This is a genomic window from Enterococcus sp. AZ191 (assembly GCF_051713845.1).
GTDB lineage: Bacteria > Bacillota > Bacilli > Lactobacillales > Enterococcaceae > Enterococcus_B > Enterococcus_B durans.
In genome coordinates, this window is record NZ_JBIOQS010000001.1 from 2,538,849 (window position 1) to 2,559,625 (window position 20,777).

The 20,777-nt window shown below is 36.7% G+C and carries 20 protein-coding genes and 1 pseudogene; 6 read left to right on the forward strand and 15 right to left on the reverse strand.

What is annotated here, in order from left to right; translation table 11 throughout:
- Positions 1 to 469 precede the first annotated feature (469 nt).
- Complete coding sequence (locus tag IGI47_RS12285; protein ID WP_438784344.1) at positions 470 to 712, reverse strand: hypothetical protein; 243 nt, start codon at positions 710 to 712, stop codon at positions 470 to 472.
- A gap of 362 nt (positions 713 to 1,074) precedes the next feature.
- Entirely contained in the window at positions 1,075 to 1,527 is a 453-nt protein-coding gene (locus IGI47_RS12290) for a hypothetical protein (RefSeq protein WP_438784345.1), read from the reverse strand.
- Positions 1,528 to 2,764: 1,237 nt separating this feature from the next.
- Here IGI47_RS12290 and tnpA point away from each other — a divergent pair.
- From tnpA to IGI47_RS12305, 3 genes and pseudogenes are all read left to right on the forward strand, one after another.
- Complete coding sequence (gene tnpA, locus IGI47_RS12295) at positions 2,765 to 3,166, forward strand: IS200/IS605 family transposase (protein ID WP_005880176.1); 402 nt, start codon at positions 2,765 to 2,767, stop codon at positions 3,164 to 3,166.
- A gap of 23 nt (positions 3,167 to 3,189) precedes the next feature.
- Positions 3,190 to 4,308 (forward strand): annotated as a pseudogene (locus tag IGI47_RS12300) (RNA-guided endonuclease TnpB family protein).
- Between the two features lie 83 nt (positions 4,309 to 4,391).
- Positions 4,392 to 5,195 (forward strand): hypothetical protein, encoded by an 804-nt coding sequence (locus tag IGI47_RS12305; RefSeq protein ID WP_438784346.1) that lies wholly within the window; start codon positions 4,392 to 4,394, stop codon positions 5,193 to 5,195.
- A 115-nt stretch (positions 5,196 to 5,310) separates the two neighbouring features.
- Here the strand turns inward: IGI47_RS12305 and IGI47_RS12310 are convergent, their stop codons facing one another.
- The gene (locus IGI47_RS12310; protein ID WP_438784347.1) at positions 5,311 to 5,916 is read right to left on the reverse strand and encodes a metallophosphatase; all 606 of its coding nucleotides are present in this window, start codon (positions 5,914 to 5,916) and stop codon (positions 5,311 to 5,313) included.
- Positions 5,917 to 6,233: 317 nt separating this feature from the next.
- On the opposite strand from IGI47_RS12310, the gene IGI47_RS12315 reads away from it, so the two are divergent.
- Positions 6,234 to 7,013, forward strand: a complete 780-nt coding sequence (locus IGI47_RS12315) for a hypothetical protein (protein ID WP_438784348.1) — start codon at positions 6,234 to 6,236, stop codon at positions 7,011 to 7,013.
- 98 nt (positions 7,014 to 7,111) lie between these two features.
- Here IGI47_RS12315 and IGI47_RS12320 read toward each other — a convergent pair whose 3' ends face one another.
- The 9 genes from IGI47_RS12320 to IGI47_RS12360 form a co-directional block, all read right to left on the reverse strand.
- Positions 7,112 to 7,453, reverse strand: a complete 342-nt coding sequence (locus tag IGI47_RS12320) for a DUF1831 domain-containing protein (RefSeq protein WP_005880167.1) — start codon at positions 7,451 to 7,453, stop codon at positions 7,112 to 7,114.
- Positions 7,454 to 7,599: 146 nt separating this feature from the next.
- Positions 7,600 to 8,826: a chloride channel protein gene (locus tag IGI47_RS12325; RefSeq protein ID WP_438784349.1), complete on the reverse strand. Its 1,227-nt coding sequence runs from the start codon at positions 8,824 to 8,826 to the stop codon at positions 7,600 to 7,602.
- Between the two features lie 57 nt (positions 8,827 to 8,883).
- Entirely contained in the window at positions 8,884 to 9,045 is a 162-nt protein-coding gene (locus IGI47_RS12330; RefSeq protein WP_438784350.1) for a hypothetical protein, read from the reverse strand.
- The gene (locus tag IGI47_RS12335; RefSeq protein ID WP_438784351.1) at positions 9,024 to 9,584 is read right to left on the reverse strand and encodes a GTP pyrophosphokinase; all 561 of its coding nucleotides are present in this window, start codon (positions 9,582 to 9,584) and stop codon (positions 9,024 to 9,026) included. The genes IGI47_RS12330 and IGI47_RS12335 overlap by 22 nt, the downstream gene beginning before the upstream one ends.
- A gap of 463 nt (positions 9,585 to 10,047) precedes the next feature.
- Positions 10,048 to 10,482 (reverse strand): hypothetical protein, encoded by a 435-nt coding sequence (locus IGI47_RS12340; protein WP_311930785.1) that lies wholly within the window; start codon positions 10,480 to 10,482, stop codon positions 10,048 to 10,050.
- 111 nt (positions 10,483 to 10,593) lie between these two features.
- The gene (locus IGI47_RS12345; protein ID WP_438784352.1) at positions 10,594 to 12,462 is read right to left on the reverse strand and encodes an LTA synthase family protein; all 1,869 of its coding nucleotides are present in this window, start codon (positions 12,460 to 12,462) and stop codon (positions 10,594 to 10,596) included.
- Between the two features lie 301 nt (positions 12,463 to 12,763).
- Positions 12,764 to 13,591 (reverse strand): ammonia-dependent NAD(+) synthetase, encoded by an 828-nt coding sequence (gene nadE, locus IGI47_RS12350; RefSeq protein WP_438784353.1) that lies wholly within the window; start codon positions 13,589 to 13,591, stop codon positions 12,764 to 12,766.
- A gap of 12 nt (positions 13,592 to 13,603) precedes the next feature.
- A complete protein-coding gene (locus IGI47_RS12355) occupies positions 13,604 to 15,076 on the reverse strand; it encodes a nicotinate phosphoribosyltransferase (protein ID WP_311930788.1) in 1,473 nt (490 codons plus the stop codon).
- Positions 15,077 to 15,224: 148 nt separating this feature from the next.
- Positions 15,225 to 15,587 carry a DUF1827 family protein gene (locus IGI47_RS12360; RefSeq protein WP_081134097.1) on the reverse strand — a complete coding sequence of 121 codons (363 nt, stop codon included), beginning with the start codon at positions 15,585 to 15,587 and terminating at the stop codon, positions 15,225 to 15,227.
- A gap of 193 nt (positions 15,588 to 15,780) precedes the next feature.
- On the opposite strand from IGI47_RS12360, the gene IGI47_RS12365 reads away from it, so the two are divergent.
- Positions 15,781 to 16,536 carry a MerR family transcriptional regulator gene (locus IGI47_RS12365; protein ID WP_438784354.1) on the forward strand — a complete coding sequence of 252 codons (756 nt, stop codon included), beginning with the start codon at positions 15,781 to 15,783 and terminating at the stop codon, positions 16,534 to 16,536.
- A gap of 488 nt (positions 16,537 to 17,024) precedes the next feature.
- On the opposite strand, the gene IGI47_RS12370 is transcribed toward IGI47_RS12365, so the two are convergent.
- From IGI47_RS12370 to IGI47_RS12380, 3 genes are all read right to left on the reverse strand, one after another.
- Positions 17,025 to 17,948, reverse strand: a complete 924-nt coding sequence (locus IGI47_RS12370) for a LacI family DNA-binding transcriptional regulator (RefSeq protein ID WP_438784355.1) — start codon at positions 17,946 to 17,948, stop codon at positions 17,025 to 17,027.
- A 16-nt stretch (positions 17,949 to 17,964) separates the two neighbouring features.
- A complete protein-coding gene (locus IGI47_RS12375) occupies positions 17,965 to 18,237 on the reverse strand; it encodes a hypothetical protein (protein WP_104662154.1) in 273 nt (90 codons plus the stop codon).
- Positions 18,238 to 18,308: 71 nt separating this feature from the next.
- Positions 18,309 to 19,709 carry a PTS sugar transporter subunit IIC gene (locus IGI47_RS12380; RefSeq protein ID WP_438784356.1) on the reverse strand — a complete coding sequence of 467 codons (1,401 nt, stop codon included), beginning with the start codon at positions 19,707 to 19,709 and terminating at the stop codon, positions 18,309 to 18,311.
- A 409-nt stretch (positions 19,710 to 20,118) separates the two neighbouring features.
- On the opposite strand from IGI47_RS12380, the gene IGI47_RS12385 reads away from it, so the two are divergent.
- Positions 20,119 to 20,433, forward strand: coding sequence for a hypothetical protein (locus IGI47_RS12385; protein ID WP_438784357.1), 315 nt, complete (start codon positions 20,119 to 20,121; stop codon positions 20,431 to 20,433).
- Positions 20,434 to 20,777: the final 344 nt, after the last annotated feature.

Genomic DNA, 20,777 nt, shown 5'->3' on the forward strand with positions numbered 1-20,777 from the left:
CGCAACTTTTCAGTATTTTACATTATACGTCATATTTTTGAAAATTTCATCCTTTATTTCTCACACCTTGAACAGACCCCGTCATCTTAAAAAATGAACAGCTCATGATTTGAACGGACAACTTTTTTATGTAAGTATCTACGATTCACCAGCAGCAACTCTTTTTTTCAATAGTATTTTTAATTAAGAACATTTGTCTTTTTTAATCACTTACCATTGTAAACTTGTAGTATCACCCAAGAATCCAAATAACGATATGAAAATAGGTCGCAAATGCATAATTGATTCCTAGCAGTATCCATTTAGTTTTTCCGTTATCAAGGCCTGTTGAAAGAATAAGTCCTACTAAGCCAGAGATACTCATGAAAATGAGATATTTGATAATTTCTCCGTCAAACGCCATTAAGTAGTAATTGATTCTAATGAAATAGGTAATTGAATATAACATTGGAGGCCCTAATAAAAGCATCTACATCCGTTGTTGTGTTTGTTTTCTTGGCAACCTTCGTGACATTGTAGGTACCAATAAATAAGTAAGGATCGATACGATTAAAATTATCCCTCCAGACAACGGGACAAGGATGACAGCAACCAAATAAATACTACTAAAATGAACGAACATCCCCCATCCTTTCAAAGAGTCTAAATGCGTACCTGTAGTAAAAATCAAACTGATACCACTGAGTAAACAGGAAAGATAATAAACAACCACTATGTCTCCCTCCAAAATATTGCTAAACAAAATAATCATCAGCCATGCCAGTAAGAAAACACTACCGATTAAGAAACACTTTGAAACCTTTGTGCACGTTTTACTGTTTATGGGAAACATTCACCTTATTCCTTTCAGATAAAAATTTTTTTATATTTTAGTCGCTTTCCTTTCAAGTAATCAACAACGTGTATAGCGGCATCTCAATAAAGGAAGATGAAGATGAGGATGTGGTAATAGGCTGCAAAAAAATAATTGATTCCTAGAAGTATCCATTTAACTTTTCCATTATTGAGTATTGTCGAAAGAGTCAAACCAATTAAACCTGAAATGTTAAGGATGACCGTGTATCCCAGAGCGTCTCACCCCAATCGTTCTCCATAAATGATTAATTCGTAATTGAGCTTGATAAAAAAAACAGTTGAAAGAATCATCGGTATCCCTAAACAAGTGATTACTACCCATTTCTGCTCGTAAACTTTCAGTATCCAGATGGACAGTAGCAAATAGGCAACTATTGCAAGTAACACAGTAGGGTTTTCCCACAATAATAAGCCGATGATATATAGAGACAATACATAAATACTACTAAAATGGACAACTGCAGTTAGCCTTTTTAAAATTTTTGAATGGGTGCCTGTAGCAAAAATAAAACTGATACCACTGAGTAAACAGGAAAGATAATAGACAACCGCTACGTCTGCGTACAAACTACGACTAAACCAAATAATCATCAGCCATGCCAGTAAGAAAACACTGCCGATTAAGAAATACTTTGAAAACTTCGTGCACGTTTTACTGTTTATTTGAAACATTAACATCACTCCTTTAAAAAAATTCATCCGTTTAACTATTTATTATTTTGTATACGCCTCTATCACACACTAGGGAGCCCCTAACATGGATAGTCATAAGCCAACTAACTATGCGTTCATTTTTGGTCATCCATTTCGTTTTGCCCAACTTCATTTCAATTCGATGAATATAAAAACCAATTGCTCCCTAACACACAGAACAAATTAAGGAAGATACTGCTTCTTTTTAACCACTGAGGCTCAATTTTTGTGGAAATCATTAAATTAGCACTGCCACTCATCCAGCACCCTGCCATAGTGAGCGCAAGAAAAAGTGGGTTCTCCCTCATAGACGGAATAAAATAGAAGCTCGTAAAGAGAATCGTGATTGTTGATAAAGTCAAAGAAAGCTTAGTATACGTTTTACTTTTTAGTGAAAACATAAAAACAACTCCTTTTTCAGTTTTCTTTTCTTATTTATTTTAAAAATAGTTCAAATGCTACTACGAAAAAATGAACAATATTCGACATTGTTGCAAAGAGGTAATTCATTACTAGTAGTAACCATCTCCACTTTACAGTCTTTATTTTTGTTGAAAAGTAAAGTCCAATTAAGCCTGGAACGATTATGATAAACATAAAAGCAAAACTCACAGGTCCAGGATAATCAAGATACGCCTCTATCACACACCAAAGAGACACTGACATGGATAGCCATAAGCCAACTAAATACGCCTTCATTTTCATTTATCTCCTTTCAATTGATAAACATAGGATTGCGGTCATCTGCGAAAGAGTCATACAAGCACTTGTCTGAATAAAAAATGACACTTTTAGCGCCTTTTCGAGAAACAAACAATTCGATCATAAAATCAAGGATCAGCAAATTTTCCAATCATTAAAATGTTATATTAAATAAAACCATTCTTGTAATTTAATAACAAAAATTAACAAGAAAAACATGTGTACAAAAATTATTCAATCCTTTCTTTTATTAATTACTCTGCTAAAAATCAACAATACGAGTCATTAAAATCAGTATTGTTATCATACATCCGAAATTAAAGCGTTTACCTTCGGATTTAAACTTATTTTATCTCCACTATTATGTCACTCCTTTCGTCTTAATTAAAAAACATATAAAACTTTATTTAAATCTACTTATTTATTTTTTATATGTTATTATTCTATCATAAAACTTAGGAGGGATACCTTTGAAATTCAAATTCTTTTTTATAACTTAATGCATAATAAGGTCATGGATAACGATTACAGACATACAAAGACAACTGTATCGTTAATCAATTACCACTTTGTTTTTTGTCCAAGGTATCGCCGGAAAATATTTGTTAATTCCGATGTGGACGCTAGATTCAAATCACTTGTCGCAGAAATTTGCCAAGAAAACGAGTGGAACATCCTTGCTATAGAAACAGACAAAGACCATTGTCATTTGTTTGTGAATGTTCAACCGACATATTCGCCTTCTGACATAATGAAAGTGATTAAAGGAAAGACATCACGAACGTTAAGACAAGAGTTTGAACACTTAAGCAAAATGCCGAGTGTTTGGACACGTTCTTACTTTGTTTCAACGGCAAGAAATGTATCTAGCGCCACGATTAAACGGTATGTTGAGAACCAAAGAACAAGATATTGATAACGTTAAGGAGGTGTGCAGAAATGAAGAAGGCTCATAAGATTCGTATCTATCCCAACAAAAGGCAACAAATTCAATTTCAAAAGACATTCGGTTGCGTCCGCTTCTATTGGAATTTTCTATTAGATCAACGCATAACGAATTACAAAATGAAAAAAGAAAATGCTGACTATCAAGAAGATAAGACAACGTATGCGGCATTAAAAAAGATGGATGAATATTCTTGGTTGAAAGAAGTTGAAGCTCAACCCCTTAGCCAAGTGACCATGGATTTAAATAAAGCATACAAGAATACTTTCAAATCTAACTTTGGTTTTCCAAAATTCAAGAGTAAAAAGTAGTCAAAAAAATCCTATCGGACAGCTATGGGTATGAAAGTAAATAACAACTACTTTTACGTATCTAAAGTTGGTTGGGTAAAAATGGCTGAAAATTTGCGGTTCAACGGGAAACTAATGAGCGTAACAGTTAGCCAATCGAAATCGGGTAAATACTTTGCCACCTTTTTAGTAGATACCGAAAACTTCCAAAAAGAACCAGTTGAAGAATCAATCGGGTTGGACTTAGGTATCGCACATTTCTGCATAACGTCCGCAGGAGAAAAGATAGATAACGAGAAATTCTATCGATCCATGGAAAAATGTTTGGTAATTGAACAACGCAAGCTTTCAAGAAGATTAGAAGTAGCCAAAAAGCACAATCGTAAATTAGATGAGTGCAAAAACTGCCAAAAACAAAAATTGAAAGTATCACGTATCCATGAAAAGATTTTTAACCAACGAAGCAACTTTTTACACCAGCTGTCTTCACGTATAACTGATGAAAACCAAATCATTTGTATTGAAGACTTGAATGTAAAAGGTATGGTTAAAAATCACAAACTAGCTAAATCAATTGCAGATGTCTCTTGGAGTGAGTTCGTCAGACAACTTGCTTACAAGTGTGAATGGAAAGGAAGAACCTTAGTTAAGGTTGATCAATTTTACCCAAGTTCACAAATTTGTTCTTTGTGTGGTCATAAAGATGGCAAGAAAGAGCTAAATATTCGTGAATGGACTTGCTGCAATTGTGGTACACACCACGACCGAGACATCAATGCGAGTATAAATATTAAAACCGAAGGACTTTCGGGGATAGCTTAGTAAATTTGTGTCCGTTAGGACGTATTACCTAAGAACCCCACGACTTTAGTCGTGGGGAGTGTCAGGTCAGTACGGAGCTAACCTTGGGACGTAATTCCTTTGGGACACTCTTGGCGCAACTAGATGTTTTTACAAAGTTCTTATTAACTGATGAAGCTCAAAAAAAATATGCAGATTCAACGATTCCAGTTATCCCAAAGATGATCGCAATCAAAGATATCCCTAACTATGTAATGAACTGGATCAATACCTACACCCACTGTTCTTTTGAAATCGTCTATTCTACAAACATCACAACGGATCTCAATCATTTACGCTACAATCCAAGTTATACGGAAATCGTAAAAAAAGCGCACCCTATCACTAATGTTCTAATCAATCAAGTCGTTCACACCCCACCTTTTTTTACCCAACAACGAGTTGATTACACAGATAATCTCACCGTCTACGAGCATTATCAATTGAATAACCCAAACCCAGTGCTTGCTGATATTTCCCATAACAAGCTGGCTGGTGGCTGGTATTATTTTTACAATAATTTTTATGCGTTGGTTTGCTTAGAAAATGGGATGTATCGTTATGCAACGTATATTCGATTCCATGGTTCTTTTTCTACTGCGGCAGCGGCTCGTAACGGCTATGGTCTAAATCATGATTATACGATGACAGAAGAAGGAAAGGAGAAATATGGAAAATATTACTACAACCTCATGATCAATCAGCCCGTTGATTATGGGATCGATTGGTTGAATCAGTACACAAAAGAACGAACGTTGATCGTTTATTCAAAAGATATTGCTAAAGATATCGACAGACTAAATAAAGGGACCGCCATGATCGATAAAGGGTTCAACGAAAGTGGTCAATATGTTTACTGCATTTTATAATGCGTAAAATGCAGAACTGACGGCATCAATTTAAATACATAATCGTAGGGATCGACGAAAAAGCAGTCTTCAATCTTGCCTAAAATGGCTTGATTTGAAAACTGCTTTTTGACGTTTATTGTAAATTAGCTAATTCTTTTTGCTTTTCTTCGTAGATTTCTTCAATTTCTTTTTCAGATAAAGGTGTCCCAAATGGTCTTTTCACTTTCAACAGCTCTCTTTCAGGCGCATCTACTCCCACATTGACATCATTGGCAATAGGAACACTATAATGATGGATATGCCCATGAAGGTTTCTGATGGCATCATTTGGTCCTAGCAGCATGGGATAATGTGTTAAATAATACTGATGATGATTGAATTTGACAATTGCTCCCACGTCATAGAAATAAAATTTTTTCGTTCCATCTTTATTTCCAGGATCATGTTTTTCCAAATAGCGAAAAAAGTTACGGCTATCGTGGTTTCCTTTGATAAAGTGAATCGTTCCATTGAGCTGCTGAACTAATTCAAGTATTTCTAGGCTACCTTTTTCATATTGCGGATGCATCGCTAAATCACCAAGATGGTAAACATGATCTGTTTCTTTGACTACCGCATTCCAACTGGTGATCAATTGCTGGTTCATTTCCTCCACTGTAGCAAATAACCTAGGTGCAAAATCATTTTTTCCTAATAGCGCCGCATGAAAAAAGTGGATATCACTGGTAAAAAAATTCATTTCGCATCCCCCTTCTTTCATTCTTTCCTATAGCGTAAATAAAAGTCTCAAATTATTCAAGTATATCACTCATCAACTGATTCTTTCGTTTCTAACTTTCTCTTCTTTTACAGCACTTGATCATATGTCCTATCAGAAGGGATCGCATATAATACAATGCCACAAAGTAACATACCGACTCTACAGGAACAATTTTTCTACTCCTAAACGATCGGCTAAAGATCCAGCAAACAATAAACTAATTGAACAAGGGATCTTAAAAAAAGGTAAAAGGTTCTGCGCATGGTAAAATGAATAAAAAATAGGAGGAAACGATAATGGAGATTACTTTTCAAACTGTACTGACCCCTTCAGCGATCACTATCACATTGGATCATGAAGTCGAGAAAATAAGTGTAACCGAAGAAAAGCTTCCTTTACCCGAAAATTCATTTTATCTCTTTTTTGCTCAAAAAGAGTGCCAAGCAATTGGCAAGACGATCGAACCTAAAAAGTGGGATAAAGTCATTCTCATCCAACTGTCATGGGAAATCGAAGCCCCACATATGATTGCTTCTCTACTTGAAAAAGCACAAGCAAGTGGACTGACGATTATGACAGATGAAACATTAGATAGAAAAATCCCCACAAATATCCAGAAAAAATTGGCTACTCCGAATGAAAAAATTTTGACTATCCTCTCACTTTTCGGCTATTCATTAGGCGAACAGCAAAAAACGGAAAAGAAAAAACCAGCAAAGGCTCGCCATCGCTGGTCAAAAAAGATCAGCGAAATCCCCTTTACTGTAAACTTCAGAAACAGCCAAGCAACACTATATTGGCTTAGTCGAAATGAAATGTTGATCAAATCAGGTGCAACACTACTTACCGAAGCACCGCGAAATAAAGATGGCTCTGTCAGTTATTCAGCAAAATATGGCGAAAAATTACGAGACGACTTCAAAGAGTGTATTTCTAATGGGAAAACGACCAAAGATATCATTGTAAAAAGTGTCAATGAAGCCAGCTTGCTCCTTTATTTCGGTGGCACAAATAGTTGGCTCGAAATAGTTGACGAAAACGGTAAATCCATCGATGAGTGGACAAAAGTGGAATAGACACAAAGCCAATGCTACGAATAAGAAACAAAGCCAAAGAGCCGAAGAACTGTTCTCTTCGATTCTTTGGCTCTTTTTATTCAGACCATACTATGAAATCATACTTTTTCAAATAGTCCGCGGCTGATCATACCATCCATCAAAAAATAAAATTTATCTTGGCTCATTTTTTGTTTGTCATCTTTGAAGATATTGACAGCTTTCAATCCATTCGCAGTCGTGATCGACATTTTTAACGTTTTAATGTCTTTTGAAACAGTGATTTTTAGCTTAAAGCCTTCTTTACTTTGTGGAGTTGCATCTAGCGGACGAATCAATTGATAGTTTCCGCCATTTGTTTCAGTAAAGCCATTGTCTCTAAGTGTGTATCTTTTTGCATCTGGGTGCAGACGATAACTCGTTTTTGCGCCCATTACAGTTGCTATTTGTTCAAATGCCATGCTTTTCACCTCGGTAAACTTATTCTACTTTCATTATAAAAGTTTCTGATTTGTTTTACTAGGATTTTTTAGCCGGCTCTATCATCTGTTCACAATCTACAGTGCTTTATGCTTCTCCACGTAGAATTGAGAATCTCCTTGTCATTTTACTTACTCGTTTCTGCATATTTTACTTCTACAAAGTTTTTTACTTTACCTAGTCCGAGGCTGCTAAGCAAGATGACTGGGAAAAACTGTATCGGGAATAGAAAAAGCAAGAGTGACATGCTTAAATATGGTTGGCCTAAGATCATGGTCAGACTAGCAGCAACTACTACTCCGATGAGTAATCCTGGCGTATAAGGGAATAGACTGACAAAAGCAAAACCTATTGCTGTACTTGAAAAAATTGCCGGAAAGATTTTCCCTCCTCGCCAGCCGAATGCAAAACAAAAGTTCGTCAATATGGCTTTCCCTATACCTAATAGAACTAAATTGAAAAATGAAAATTGAAGGGCTTCTTTGGATAAAGGCAACAATTGATGTTCCCCAGAAAACAAAAAATAGGGAGAAACTAAGCCAAATACACCGATACCGATACCTGCCAGTACTGCCTTGATCATTATTCCATTGATTTTTTCTGCTATATTGTTCGTCAATTTTTCAATTTTTAAAAATAACCAGCCAAATATCCCTCCAACCAGCCAACCTAAAGGAGCAAATAAAAGTGCCTGCCACTCCCACTGGATCGTAGAGGAAAAATGGAGTGCAAAAACACTTTCCTCTGGTGAAAACTGTTCAATAAATAAAAAACCTATAATACCAAATAATGTACTGATTGCATACAAACCAATTTTTCTGGCTTTATTTTTCAATTTGAAAGGATGCTTGTCATCAAACACTTCACTGATTCCAGCGAACGGCGCCCGAAAAATCGTTGCTAGCATTGTTCCTATACTGAGCTTCAATAGTTCGTCTTTATGCTCAAAAGTTATTTTTAAATGATCCCCCATCCAAGTGATCATGCCACCCACAACACCCGCAAGTGCAGCTTCTGGTCCAAGGCTGGCGCCAAACATCAATACAACGAGCGCAGCCAAGATGTTTTTCCCGATTCTTCCTTTATAAGAAACGCGATTATTTTTTTTGAATTCTCCTAAGGTTTCTTCGATCGTTGTCGGATAGCGGCCTAAATGTTTTTGAAGCAACCCTACTAAAACGCCACCTACTACCCCTACGATCATTGGGTAAAAAGGAAGTGAAACCATACTCGGAATATCTTGCCAAACTAAATCAATAAAAAAATTAGCGACTAGTAAAAAAAAAGCTGCGACAGCTCCAACTATCAGACCTAATACACAGCTGTATACCACAAATAACGCAGAAAATCTCATGTCTTCGCCCCTTTTCTAACACCTACTGAAATTTTAGCCACTTAATAAATCGCTGCTTTACTCCTCAGACAACCCCTCGATTTCTTTACGGATAGCCAGCATTTCATTTTCCAAATGTTCAATGTCATCTGAAATCCCTTGTAGTTTTCCTGAGAGTTCAGGATTTTCTAAATTATTTTTATATCGTAAGCTATGTTCTAAACTAGCCCAAAAATCCATGGCAATCGTCCGAAATTGAATTTCAACTTTGATTTTTTTGTTTCTTCAAGAAAGTAGACTGGAACTTCTAAAACAACATGGACACTGCGATACCCACTCGGTTTAGGGTGCTTTAAGTAGTCTTTGATCGTCAGAATCGTAATATCAGGATGATGACTCAATGAGTTGATCAACGTGTAGATATCGTCACTATAGGAACAAATCACTCTTAAGCCGGCAAAATCGCGTACATTCGCAAGGATTGCTTGCTCTGAATAATCCAGTTGCTTGCGATTCAATTTGTTCACAACACTCTTGAATCGTTTGATCCTTTTCTGAATTTGGTGGATGCTATTTTTTCTTCCTCTGTGACTATTGCTACTTAATTCACGATCAATAATGAATAGTTTCGTTTCTACTTCATCTAAAGCTGAGTGATAATAAACTTCTAATTCTTGATACAGTTCAATCGCTTCGATACCCAGTGCACGGCTTGGGCTTGTAGCATTTGATTCTTTATTTAAGATATTCATCAATTCCTCAATTGGAATTTCGGACATTTCATCTCACTCCTTAGAAAAAAGTATTTTTGGATGGCGCTCTCATTATAAGTTTAGCACAAAGCTAGTTTTAAACTTAAAATAGCGCTCACTGGATGATCACTAATCGTTAAAAAATACGTGGATAAAATAAAAAAACCGCTGAGTTGGTTAGGCTCAGCAGAAAAGAGAATTGTGGGACAAAAGTAAGAAACACTTTTGTCTCATTCTTTAAAAACGAATAAACGGCGGGAGCAGAAGCAACTCCTTCGGAAAAAAGCTGAGATTCACAAAAATTTGAAAAATAATTTTCGTGAATTTCTTCTTATTTCTCGGAGTTAAACACTTCTGTCCCAGCCTCATCTGTTTGTTGTTGGTTAGCTTGGTTACGTATCCATCATAAATCACTTAAGCTAAACTATCATAAAAATAATCTAATATTTAGATTAAATAACTCTTTTTTTCAGTAAAATCAAGTGTTCGTTTATTTTTTCAATAACAAATTAGTCATTTTTTGAATGGCTGATGAGATATTTTCTGTCGCTTTGTCCTGTTTTTCTTCTGACGCGTTGAACAAAGCTACATCTACTCCATCTTTTGTCGTAATACTTTGGATCATTTCTTCACAGCCTGCAACATAAGAAATATAGGCTTTTTCAAAATTTTTGTGGATTCCCATTACTTTGGCTGGTGGACGAAGCTGACTGATTTTCTTTAAAATCAATTGGTATTTCTTTGTTCCCTCTTTGAATAATCCACTGATTTCAGTTAACTCTTCATAGCTTAGACCAGCCGTTTTGTTTTGATCGATTGCCTCTCTGATCACTTGGTATTTGGGATGCATTGTTTCTCCGATTTCTTCCGTTTCTTTCACCATTCGATCGACAGCTTGAACATAATAGCCCATATTTGGTAACATTCATTTTCCTACTTTCCGATTTTTATTTCATTTGACTCTTTACTTTTTATTTTACCTTTTTTTATTTCTAAAAGACAGGTTTTCTTCATTTACTATTCGATACATTTTTCTCTATTTCTTAAAAAAGCCTTCCTTCAAACTGTATTGTTTTCCGGACACAATATCATATTGGATCATCTTATAGGCATCATAAAGCGTTTCTTGCTCTTTATTCAATTGTGCTTCTTGACGCCATTGCCCGCCTTGATAGTATAATCCTCGTTCAAACGCAGGCAGTGTTTGTTCCATTTCCAATAACAACTGATAGAAACCAGTCGTTGGTTGTTTGGTTTGCTCTAGCAAATTAGCAGCAAAATAAAATGGACTAGTAATCGCATCATGCGTACTGTTCTCAGTCAATTTCCCCTGATTGTCAAACATCAAAAACTGCGTTTCATGTAACGTTTGCTTATCATTTTTGTTTTGGATATCTTCTGAATAGATACCCGGTAAATGATCGCCCCAAAAAACAACTAGCGTTCTTCTAGAAAGATCTTTTAACTCCTCGGTAAATTTTTTCAATGCTTGACTGCTATAAGCAATATCTTGAAGATAATTGTCTAAACTGTTGGTACCACTATCGTCCATCGTCTTTGCTGAATAGTCTAACTTCGAATACTTCCCATTATATGGCATATGTGTCTGCATCGTTACTAGATGGACAAACTGCGGAATTTCTGTATTCTTCAAAAGATCCATGACTTCTTTATAGGCAGATTCATCTGAAATATAAGGATTATTATCGATCGTTTCTGTATATTTCATCGTGTCCTCACTAATAAAGCGATCAAAGCCCATCACCTTATAGACATCTTCCCTTTTATACATGGATGTATTAAAAGGATGGATCGCAGTCGTCTGATATTTTTGGGCATTCAATGTTGATACGAGTGAAGGCAATTGGTCGATTTTAGGCACAAGCATCGTATAAGGAGTGGTCAACTGTGCATTAAATAGTGCCATTGAAAAACCAGTCAGAGCTTCAAATTCGATATTCGCTGTGCCACCTCCGTAATTTTGGGAGAGCATATTCCCACTGTAGGTCTGATTTGCGACATCATAGTAATCTGCCAGTGGATCACCTGAGATCTCCACACCATTCAACCGGCTAGGATCAGAGAAACTCTCACTCATGACATAGATGATGTTCGGTTGCTCTTCTGTTGCTTCTTGATTTTTTTTATCAGCCAGTTCCTGATATTTTTCGGTGATCTCTTTGATTTTTGCTTCTGAATATCCACTAGGTTCATCCATTGGGTCAATTTTCAAATTATACAAAAAACCGCCAATAAATCCAGTATTGTAATAATTCATCTTTTGGCTGTAAGGAATCCATAATGCTGTTTTATTATAGGCCTTACGCAAAAGATTATTAGGATTATTGAAATGACTGATATATACCAACGATCCAATCGTTGCACACAGCATAATCATGCGTAGTATCTGGAATCGCCGTCCTTTTTTGAAACTTCGGTAAATCCCCCATAAACCACCAAGCAAGACGAGCACGATCAACCCTAGCAACAAGTAAAAGGAGCCTGTCCCAGTCATTTCCTTCAATAAACTGAACTCCGTGATCATTTTCAAATCGTCTGGGTAGATAGGCTCTTGTCGATAACTCATTTTTAAGTAATTTGCATAGCCTAATATCCCGATACTTACAATGTAAAAGAACATACCGAAAAGAAATGATCCCATAGCCGATACTAAAAGTAAAAAAATCATCAACAATACAAGGCATGCCAATAAGAATTTTTGTGTGTGCCACGAAAAAGCAAAGTTCAACGCAAGGTCAACAGAAAGATCATTTTGACACCATTGTAAATAGAGATTGCTTAATACAATAATCAATAAAGTAAAAATACTGATTGCTGTGTATTTTAAAATACGCTTTTGTGTTAAAGTCAATTTATTTAAGAGATTGCTTAATTTTCTTTTCAAGTAGATGCTCCTTCAACTTTCAGTGAATTGATTATTATTACTGTCTACTTTATTTTAGTAGTTAACCTTTTACAAGTAAAGAAACGAGAAGAATTAATGAAGATTTTTGAATCATCTATGAAGACCAATGCTACAACAATTCCTAACTCAGACTATAAGAAATCAAGCTATTCAAAAAATTAGAAGAGTTTGCTCTATAAGTATAAAAAACTGAGACACCAACTTTTTGATGTCCCAGTTTTTCAGCTCTATACACTTACTTTTATTCGTGCTCAATTTCTGATTTACTTAGATCTGCAATTTATTTCTTCCAAAAATCATCGAAAACTGAGATTGGCAAATGACGTTTATGTTGCGTTTTATTCCACCATGCTTCAATCTTTTCTTGCGCATCGACTAGAATTTCTCTGCCTTCTAAATAATCATCGATTTCATCATATGTCACACCGAGTGCTACTTCATCTGCAATCAATGGTTTGCCATCTTCTAAATCTGCAGTTGGTATCTTCGTGTATAATTTTTCTGGCGCATTTAGTTCTTTTAACAATTGTTTTCCTTGGCGTTTATTCAAGCGGAACAATGGCAAGATATCTGTTCCACCATCACCGAATTTCGTAAAGAAACCTGTGATATTCTCTGCAGCATGATCTGTTCCTAAAACTGCTCCAGCTCGTTCTCCTGCAATCGCGTATTGCGTGATCATTCGTTGACGTGCTTTGATATTTCCTTTATTGAAGTCGCTGATTTCTACACCAGCTTCACCTAAAACTGTGACTTCTGCATCTACGGCCGGTTTGATATTCACGCGTAAACTAACATCTGGTTTGATAAAATCTAAGGCTGCTTTTGCGTCTTCTTCATCCACTTGTTCCCCATATGGCAAACGGACAGCGATGAATTGATAGTCCTCATCTTTTGTTTCTTCGCGCATTTCTTCCATTGTTAATTGCGCTAACCGCCCTGCTAATGTTGAATCTTGTCCCCCGCTGATCCCTAAGACGAATGTCTTTAAAAATGGGTATTTTTTCAAATATGCTTTCAAAAAATCAATACTTACTCGAATTTCAGCTTTTGGATCAATCGTTGGTTTGACACCTAATTCTTGGATGATTTCTTTTTGTAAGTTCATTGTTTTTCCTCCTTACGCTTCATTGTGCATGTCTGCAACACTTTTTTTCATACGTTCCATCGTCGCCATTTTATGATTCCAACAATCCGTAGATAGATCAACTGGATATTTTTGTGGATTAAGGTCACGTTTGTATTCTTCCCAAAGTGAATCAAGGTTCGTTCGAGTGTATTCCTTGATCTCATCTAAAACAGGCAAATCATAGACAAGTTTTCCATCGATATAGATATCTTGTAAGATTGGACGTGCAGTAAAGTCTCGCACAGTTTTATTGATAAATGTATGAATTGGATGGAACATGAAGATTTCTTCTTCTTCTCGTGGATCTTCGTCCCAAAGAGTGACATAATCCCCTTCTGATTTCCCATCGAAATTACGCGTGATACGCCAAACTTGCTTTTTACCTGGAGTTGTTACTTTTTCAGCATTGCTGGATAGTTTGATCGTATCGATCATTTTACCATCCTTACTTTCAATCGAAACTAACTTGAAAACAGCTCCTAGAGCGGGTTGATCATATGCAGTGATCAATTTTGTTCCGACACCCCAGACATCTATTTTGGCTTTTTGCATCTTTAAGTTCAAAATCGTTGCTTCATCTAAATCATTTGACGCATAGATTTTTGCTTCAGTAAATCCAGCAGCATCTAGCTGTTCCCGTACTCGTTTAGAAATATAAGCCATATCTCCACTATCGATACGTACACCTTGGAAATTGATTTGATCACCTAATTCTTTCGCTATTCTGATCGCACTAGGAACTCCTGATTTAAGCGTATCGTACGTATCTACCAAGAAAACACAATCTTTATGCGTCTTGGCATATGCCATAAAAGCTTCATAATCATTTCCGTAAGATTGAACAAGTGAATGTGCATGCGTACCGCTTGCAGGAATCCCGAATATTTTCCCTGCACGTACATTACTTGTGGCATCTGCTCCACCGATGTATGCTGCACGAGTTCCCCAAACTGCTGCATCAAGTTCTTGTGCTCTTCTTGTTCCAAATTCCAATAAAGGATCATCGCCGATAACTGATTTGATTCTAGCAGCTTTGGTGGCAATCAGTGTTTGGAAATTCACGATATTCAACAAAGCTGTTTCAACTAGCTGGCAATGCGCTAGTGGACCTTCCACTTGGATCAAGGGTTCATTCGCAAAAACCAGTTCTCCTTCACGGGCGGAACGAACTGTTGCTTTGAACTTAAATTCTTTTAGATAAGTTAAAAAACCTTCTGGATAAACATTCATATTACGTAAATACTCAATATCTGTCTCTGTGAATGTCAAATTTTCTAAATATTCGACTAAATGTTCTAACCCTGCAAACACGGCGTACCCATGGTTAAAAGGCATTTCACGGAAATAGCATTCAAAAACAGCGTGCAGATCAGCTCGACCTAATTCCCAGTACGTTTGCATCATATTGATTTGATATAAATCTGTATGCAAAGTCAAACTGTCATCTGGGTATATTTTATTCATTTTTTTATTACTCCTCTTGGCAAGTTTTCATTTCTTTCCCATTATAACAAAAAAAAACCTTAGGAGAAGAAATCTTGATTATTTTCTGAAAAACGTACAAAAAAGACCACTAAAATCAGATATCCAAGTGATCTTAGTGGTCTTTTATTTATACAGCCGAGGCGATAGTTCGCTGCTCAACGATTACGATATCTTTGTTTGGTCGCTTAAACTGGATTCCTCTTTGCTCCAAGTCTTGTTTTACGCCAATATGTACCTTGACGTCTTCACGATCAGATTTTAAAATCCGTCGAACCGCAAAGTCTATTTCTTGCTTTGTGATTTTTTTCTTTGTATTGATCATCACTAATTCTTGTTTATCATACGTATCTACAAATAGAATTTGGGTACGATCTAACGAATACAGCTTATAATATTTGATTGCTGAACCGCCAAAGAAAAAATCGACTATCTTAGGGTAAAACGTCTTGATATTCAAATTATTTGTTACAGGTGTCTCGATTAATTTCATCTCATTCCTCTTTTCTTTTTTATATGGATAAGCGCCCAAAGGAATCGTTTTCAATCAAATCAAACAATAACAGAAAAAAACTTTTTCTGTTATATTTAGTATAACATAAATCCAGCGATAAAAAAATAGTCATCCTTTCCCTTGACCTTCTCGTTACGTCAAGGAATATGTTAAAGATGTCAGGAGGCAGAAAATGGAATACACTATCAAAAAAATGGCTCAACTCTCTGGTGTTAGTCCGCGAACACTGCGTTTTTACGATGAAATCGGCCTTTTGAGACCAGCGAGGATCGCATCTTCCGGTTATCGTATCTATGGACCAAAAGAAGTGGACCGTCTGCAACATATTTTGTTTTATCGTTCGCTTGCATTCAAATTGGAACAGATCCGCGAGATTTTAGACGACCCAAAATTTGACCATCAACAGGCATTACTGGAACATCAAAAAATGTTACAGAAAAAAAGAGACCAGATTGATACTCTCTTGACAACTATCCAGCAAACACTGACGAACTACGAAGGGGGAAAACATATGACTGATCAAGAAAAATTTGAAGGATTCAAACAGCAAAAATTAGCAGAAAACGAACTGCACTATGGTCAAGAAATACGAGGAAAATACGGCAACAAGGCAGTGCATGCGACAACTAAAAAGTGGCAAGAGATGGATGAGGAAACTTATCGTGACATGGAAACAATCGCAGAACAGCTTCTAGCTGATTTGACTCACTATCTTCAAGATCCTACAAATCAACAACTAGAAAGGTCTATTTTTTCTTCGCATAAAAAGTGGCTCGCTTTTAGTTGGCCTACTTACAGTTTAGCAGCGCATAAAGGATTAGCCGCAATGTATCTGTCCGATGAACGCTTTATTTCTTACTATGATAGCCGTAGCGGTGTGGGAGCAACAAAAGCATTAAGCGAGATCATAAAAAAACAAACAGAATAACCATACTAGTATCAAATAGAAATAAGAAATAGCGATTGTGACAAAAGCTGTCGGCTACAAAACAAGCACAGATTTCCTAAAAATATTTATCTTTTTGTGAAATTTTGATTTGTTTTTGTAATAGTGACTTCTGAAATAACGATCATTCGAAAAAAGGAACGTGGGACAAATCTAAGAATCAGGTTTGCTGCAGACTCTCGAATAAACGAAAGTCCAAAAGTCAGGGTCTTCGGAAATTTCAAAAAAAAACGAGCGTGGGACAAAAGTAAGAAACACTTCTGTCTCATTCTTTAAAAATGAATAAACGATGGGAGCAGAAGCAACTCCGAGAAATAAGCCGAAATACACAAAAATTAGAAAAGCAATCTTCGTTAATTTCTTCTTATTTCTCGGAGTTAAACACTTCTGCCCCAGCCTCTTTTCTCTCCAATTTCTCAAACCTAAACGACTTTTGCCTCGACCTCTTTTTTATTGATTATTCTTTTTATTCATCTCTCGATAAATCGATAAGGAATTTTGATTTGTTCCAACCGTTCCTCGATCAGAAGTTGAAATGCCATTTCTCCACAAGCAATCAGCCCGTGATCGATCGTTGGAAAATCCATGATTTCACTGATCAGTAAATTATCCCGACCAACTATCCGTCGATTACTTTCCAAAAAAGATTGCTGTAGAATTCCAGCTGCGACCGTATCTGAATTTGCTAGCACCCCATCAATTGCTTGCTTTTCAAAAAAAGTGCCAGCTTTGATACCTTGCTCATGGTCGATGCAATCCCAATAAACATGTTGCTTTTCAAAGTCCGGAAACACTTTTTTGCAAAGCTCTAATGTGATTTTAGAATTGTAACTGAGTCGACTACTTCTACCTAATGTCACACCGAGACGTTCGACTCCCTGATCACGTAGAAAGAGAAGCGCTTCTTCAATCGATTGTTCACGGTCAATAAAGACGCAGTTTGCCTTTTTTTCTTTGATTTCTTCACAAAACACAATCGGTCCATATTTTTGATAAGGAAGCAAAGCCTCTAAATGATTCGCTCGAGAAGTAATGATCAGCCCATCAAAGGCTTTACCTGCAAATTCTTCCATGTACATCATTTCTCGGTTCGCTTGGTAATTTGTAGGTAATAAAGTCACCTTATAGTCCTCATCAAAAGCCGACTCAATAATTCCGCCGATCAGTTGATCAAAATATGGGTGATTTGCATAGGGCAAAATGACGCCGATATTTCTTGTTTTCCCATAACTTAACTGTCTTGCACTTGCATTGGGAACATAGTCAAGCTTCTTCATCATTGCCAAAATCTCTGCACGTTTTACTTCATCCACATACGGATGTTGATTGATCACTCGTGATACTGTTGAAACAGAGTAGCCAGTGAGTCTTGCGATATCTCGAATGTTTGCCATACTCAGTTTTCGCCACCTATACGAAAAGATTTTCTTGTAAATAGTCTACCACAGCATGCCCACATTCGAAAAATTGATAGAATGTTTCATCATATTCAAAGCTGATACGTTGACCACCTAAATATGTGTCTTTTGTCAAACTAGTAATTTCACTTAAAGGAATTTTCTGAACCATCGTTTTATTTAACCCTTGAAAACTGGAAAGTAACAGCATTGACCCCTTAAATTCTACAAAAGCATAAAAGTAATCATTGGTTGTTTCATTGGTCGTTTTGATATAGGTATTCATTGTAAATCCCTCCTTTGATGCTTTGAGTATAGCTTATGAAACGCGTCTCAGAGCAAGGAGTTTGTTTCTGGTTATTCTTCTGGCTCCCCAGTAGTATCCAATCGATTGGCCGCCAGAATGAATGGTGCCCAGATCAAGGCAGCCACTAACAAGTTTATGATTGTCAAGACGATGGCCCGCCAGTCACCTGCCGTTGCAAGAAAGCCACTGATGATCGTAGGCATGACCCAAATCACATTCACTACTACCGGACGCACCAATCCTGCCATCGTGGCAAAGTATGCAATGGTCGCAGTTGCTAATGGCGCTAAAATAAATGGAATCATCAACAACGGATTCAAGACGACCGGCAGACCGAACATCACAGGTTCATTGATATTGAATAACCCAGGAGCAATCCCTAATTTACCCACTGTTTTATAATCAGCGCGCTTAGATAGTACCAAGATCATGATGATCAACACTAACGTCACTCCTGCTCCACCAGGCCATACAAAAGCCTCAAATGAACCAGCTACCCATTTGAAGGGGATCGGTTCATTGTTTTGAAAAGCATTCGTATTCTCTACCATCGCTGTTCCATATAAAGTCTGTAAAACAGGTGACATGATATTCGTTCCATGAAGACCAAAGAACCAGAGAACATGGACAAGCAGAACAATAATAAAGACAGCCCCGTAGCCCTGTGAAAGATGCATCAAAGGTCTTTGGATCGCTTCTGAGATCCAATCAATCAAAGGGACACCAGCAGTTTGTTTGAACAGATAATTGATAGTACCAACGACATACAATGAGACTACTGCGGGTATGATCGCAGCAAAAGCTTTTGAGACAGCAGGAGGAACAGAATCAGGCATACGAATAATAATATTTTTACGAATTAGAAGTGCGAAAATGATAACTGATATAAACCCAAAAATCATGGCTGTAAAAAGCCCAGAGCCACCCATATATTTTCCAAAATTAAAATAGCCCCACGCCCCCATTGAAAGTGTTTGCCCACCTTCCGCATCAGCAAGGACTCCACCAGCGGAAGTAATCATCGTTGCTGCTTCTTCTGATAATTTTTCCGGCAATGTCAACACCGCCGTAGCAGCATCAGGTAATCCAATAATAAAAGCAACTAAAGAAACGATACTACCGGAAACTGGATCTACCCCATAAGCTTTGGCTAAGTTAGCCCCTAAAGATAGTGCAAAAACAACCGCCATGATCGCCAATGTTCCATTCCAGATCAGACCATTCACACCGATAACTGGTGTAAAAAATGTAGTTATTGCATTTCCTTCTCCTAGATACGTATTGGGAAAATCACGCATAAATGCATTTAGCAACACTGCGATAGCACCAGCCATAGTAGCTGGCATTGTTCCAATAAAAGCATCACGTAAAGCAACTAAATGTTTTTCTGAACCTATTTTTGTTGCAACTGGTAAAATATACCTTTCCATCCACTTCATCAATCCGTCCATTCTTATCCTCCTAAAGTCTATTTTTCGTTACTTTGTATACGCATACATTATAACGATATCATAAATATAGCACATATTTCTAAGCGTACCTACTTAATGTAAAAAGAATTTTTTATACCTAGGAAAAAATAGTACACTCTGTAGCAATTTTTTCATTTATATGTGATAAATGGAGGTTGTCATGAAACTATTTTGTTTTAACGCACTCTCCATTTCTTTAATTCACTGTTTTTCTTCTTTATTTCCACCTACATTGATTTTATCCTTTCCTACTAGAATTCATATTATTTTCTCATGGCAACAGGTTTTCCCTTTGTTTAACTGAAAAATGCGCTTCCTCATTAACTAGTACTTAGGTCTGATCGTTGTGAAATAACTTTAGTGATAGAGTAAAGAAAAGGGGGAATAGATGATAAAAAAAGCTTCGATTGTTTTCTCGCTATTATTTTTTAATGTAGTCTTCATTTTAGGTGCAGCAACAAGTGTTTATATCTTTATTGCGAGTTTATGGATAGTTACGAGTTCATTTTTGCTCTCTCCACTTCTACTATTAGGAGCAACCTTGTTGACGATTCAGGATTTTTCAGTTTTTCAAAGTCTAGCAAGCATCCTATTGTTTGCTTTGGGCGGGTTACTAGTCCCAGTATGTATCAAGGTAACAAAATACGTAGGGAATATTTCAGCGAAGTACATTGCTTATAACAAGAGATTGATTTATGGATAAGTCGTATTACAGGCTCCAAGCTTCTGCTAACTGACCACTATTCTCAGATTTTGTTAACTCTTAAATCTCCCTGAGGTCGATACAAAAGTCGTTTAGGTTTGAGAAATTGGAGAGAAAGAGGCTGGGACAGAAGTAAGAAACACTTCTGCCCCAGCCTCTCTGATCGTTCTTTAAACTTACATATAGTGAAGTACCTCATTGAAAAGCATGTCTGCAATTGGAATCAGCTTTTCCATTCCATCAATAATATCTGATGATCAATGCTCCCCCGCCTGACACTGACGAAATTTTTTATGCAGAAATCAGTTCAAACATATTACTGATTTTCTACGATTATTTTTCTT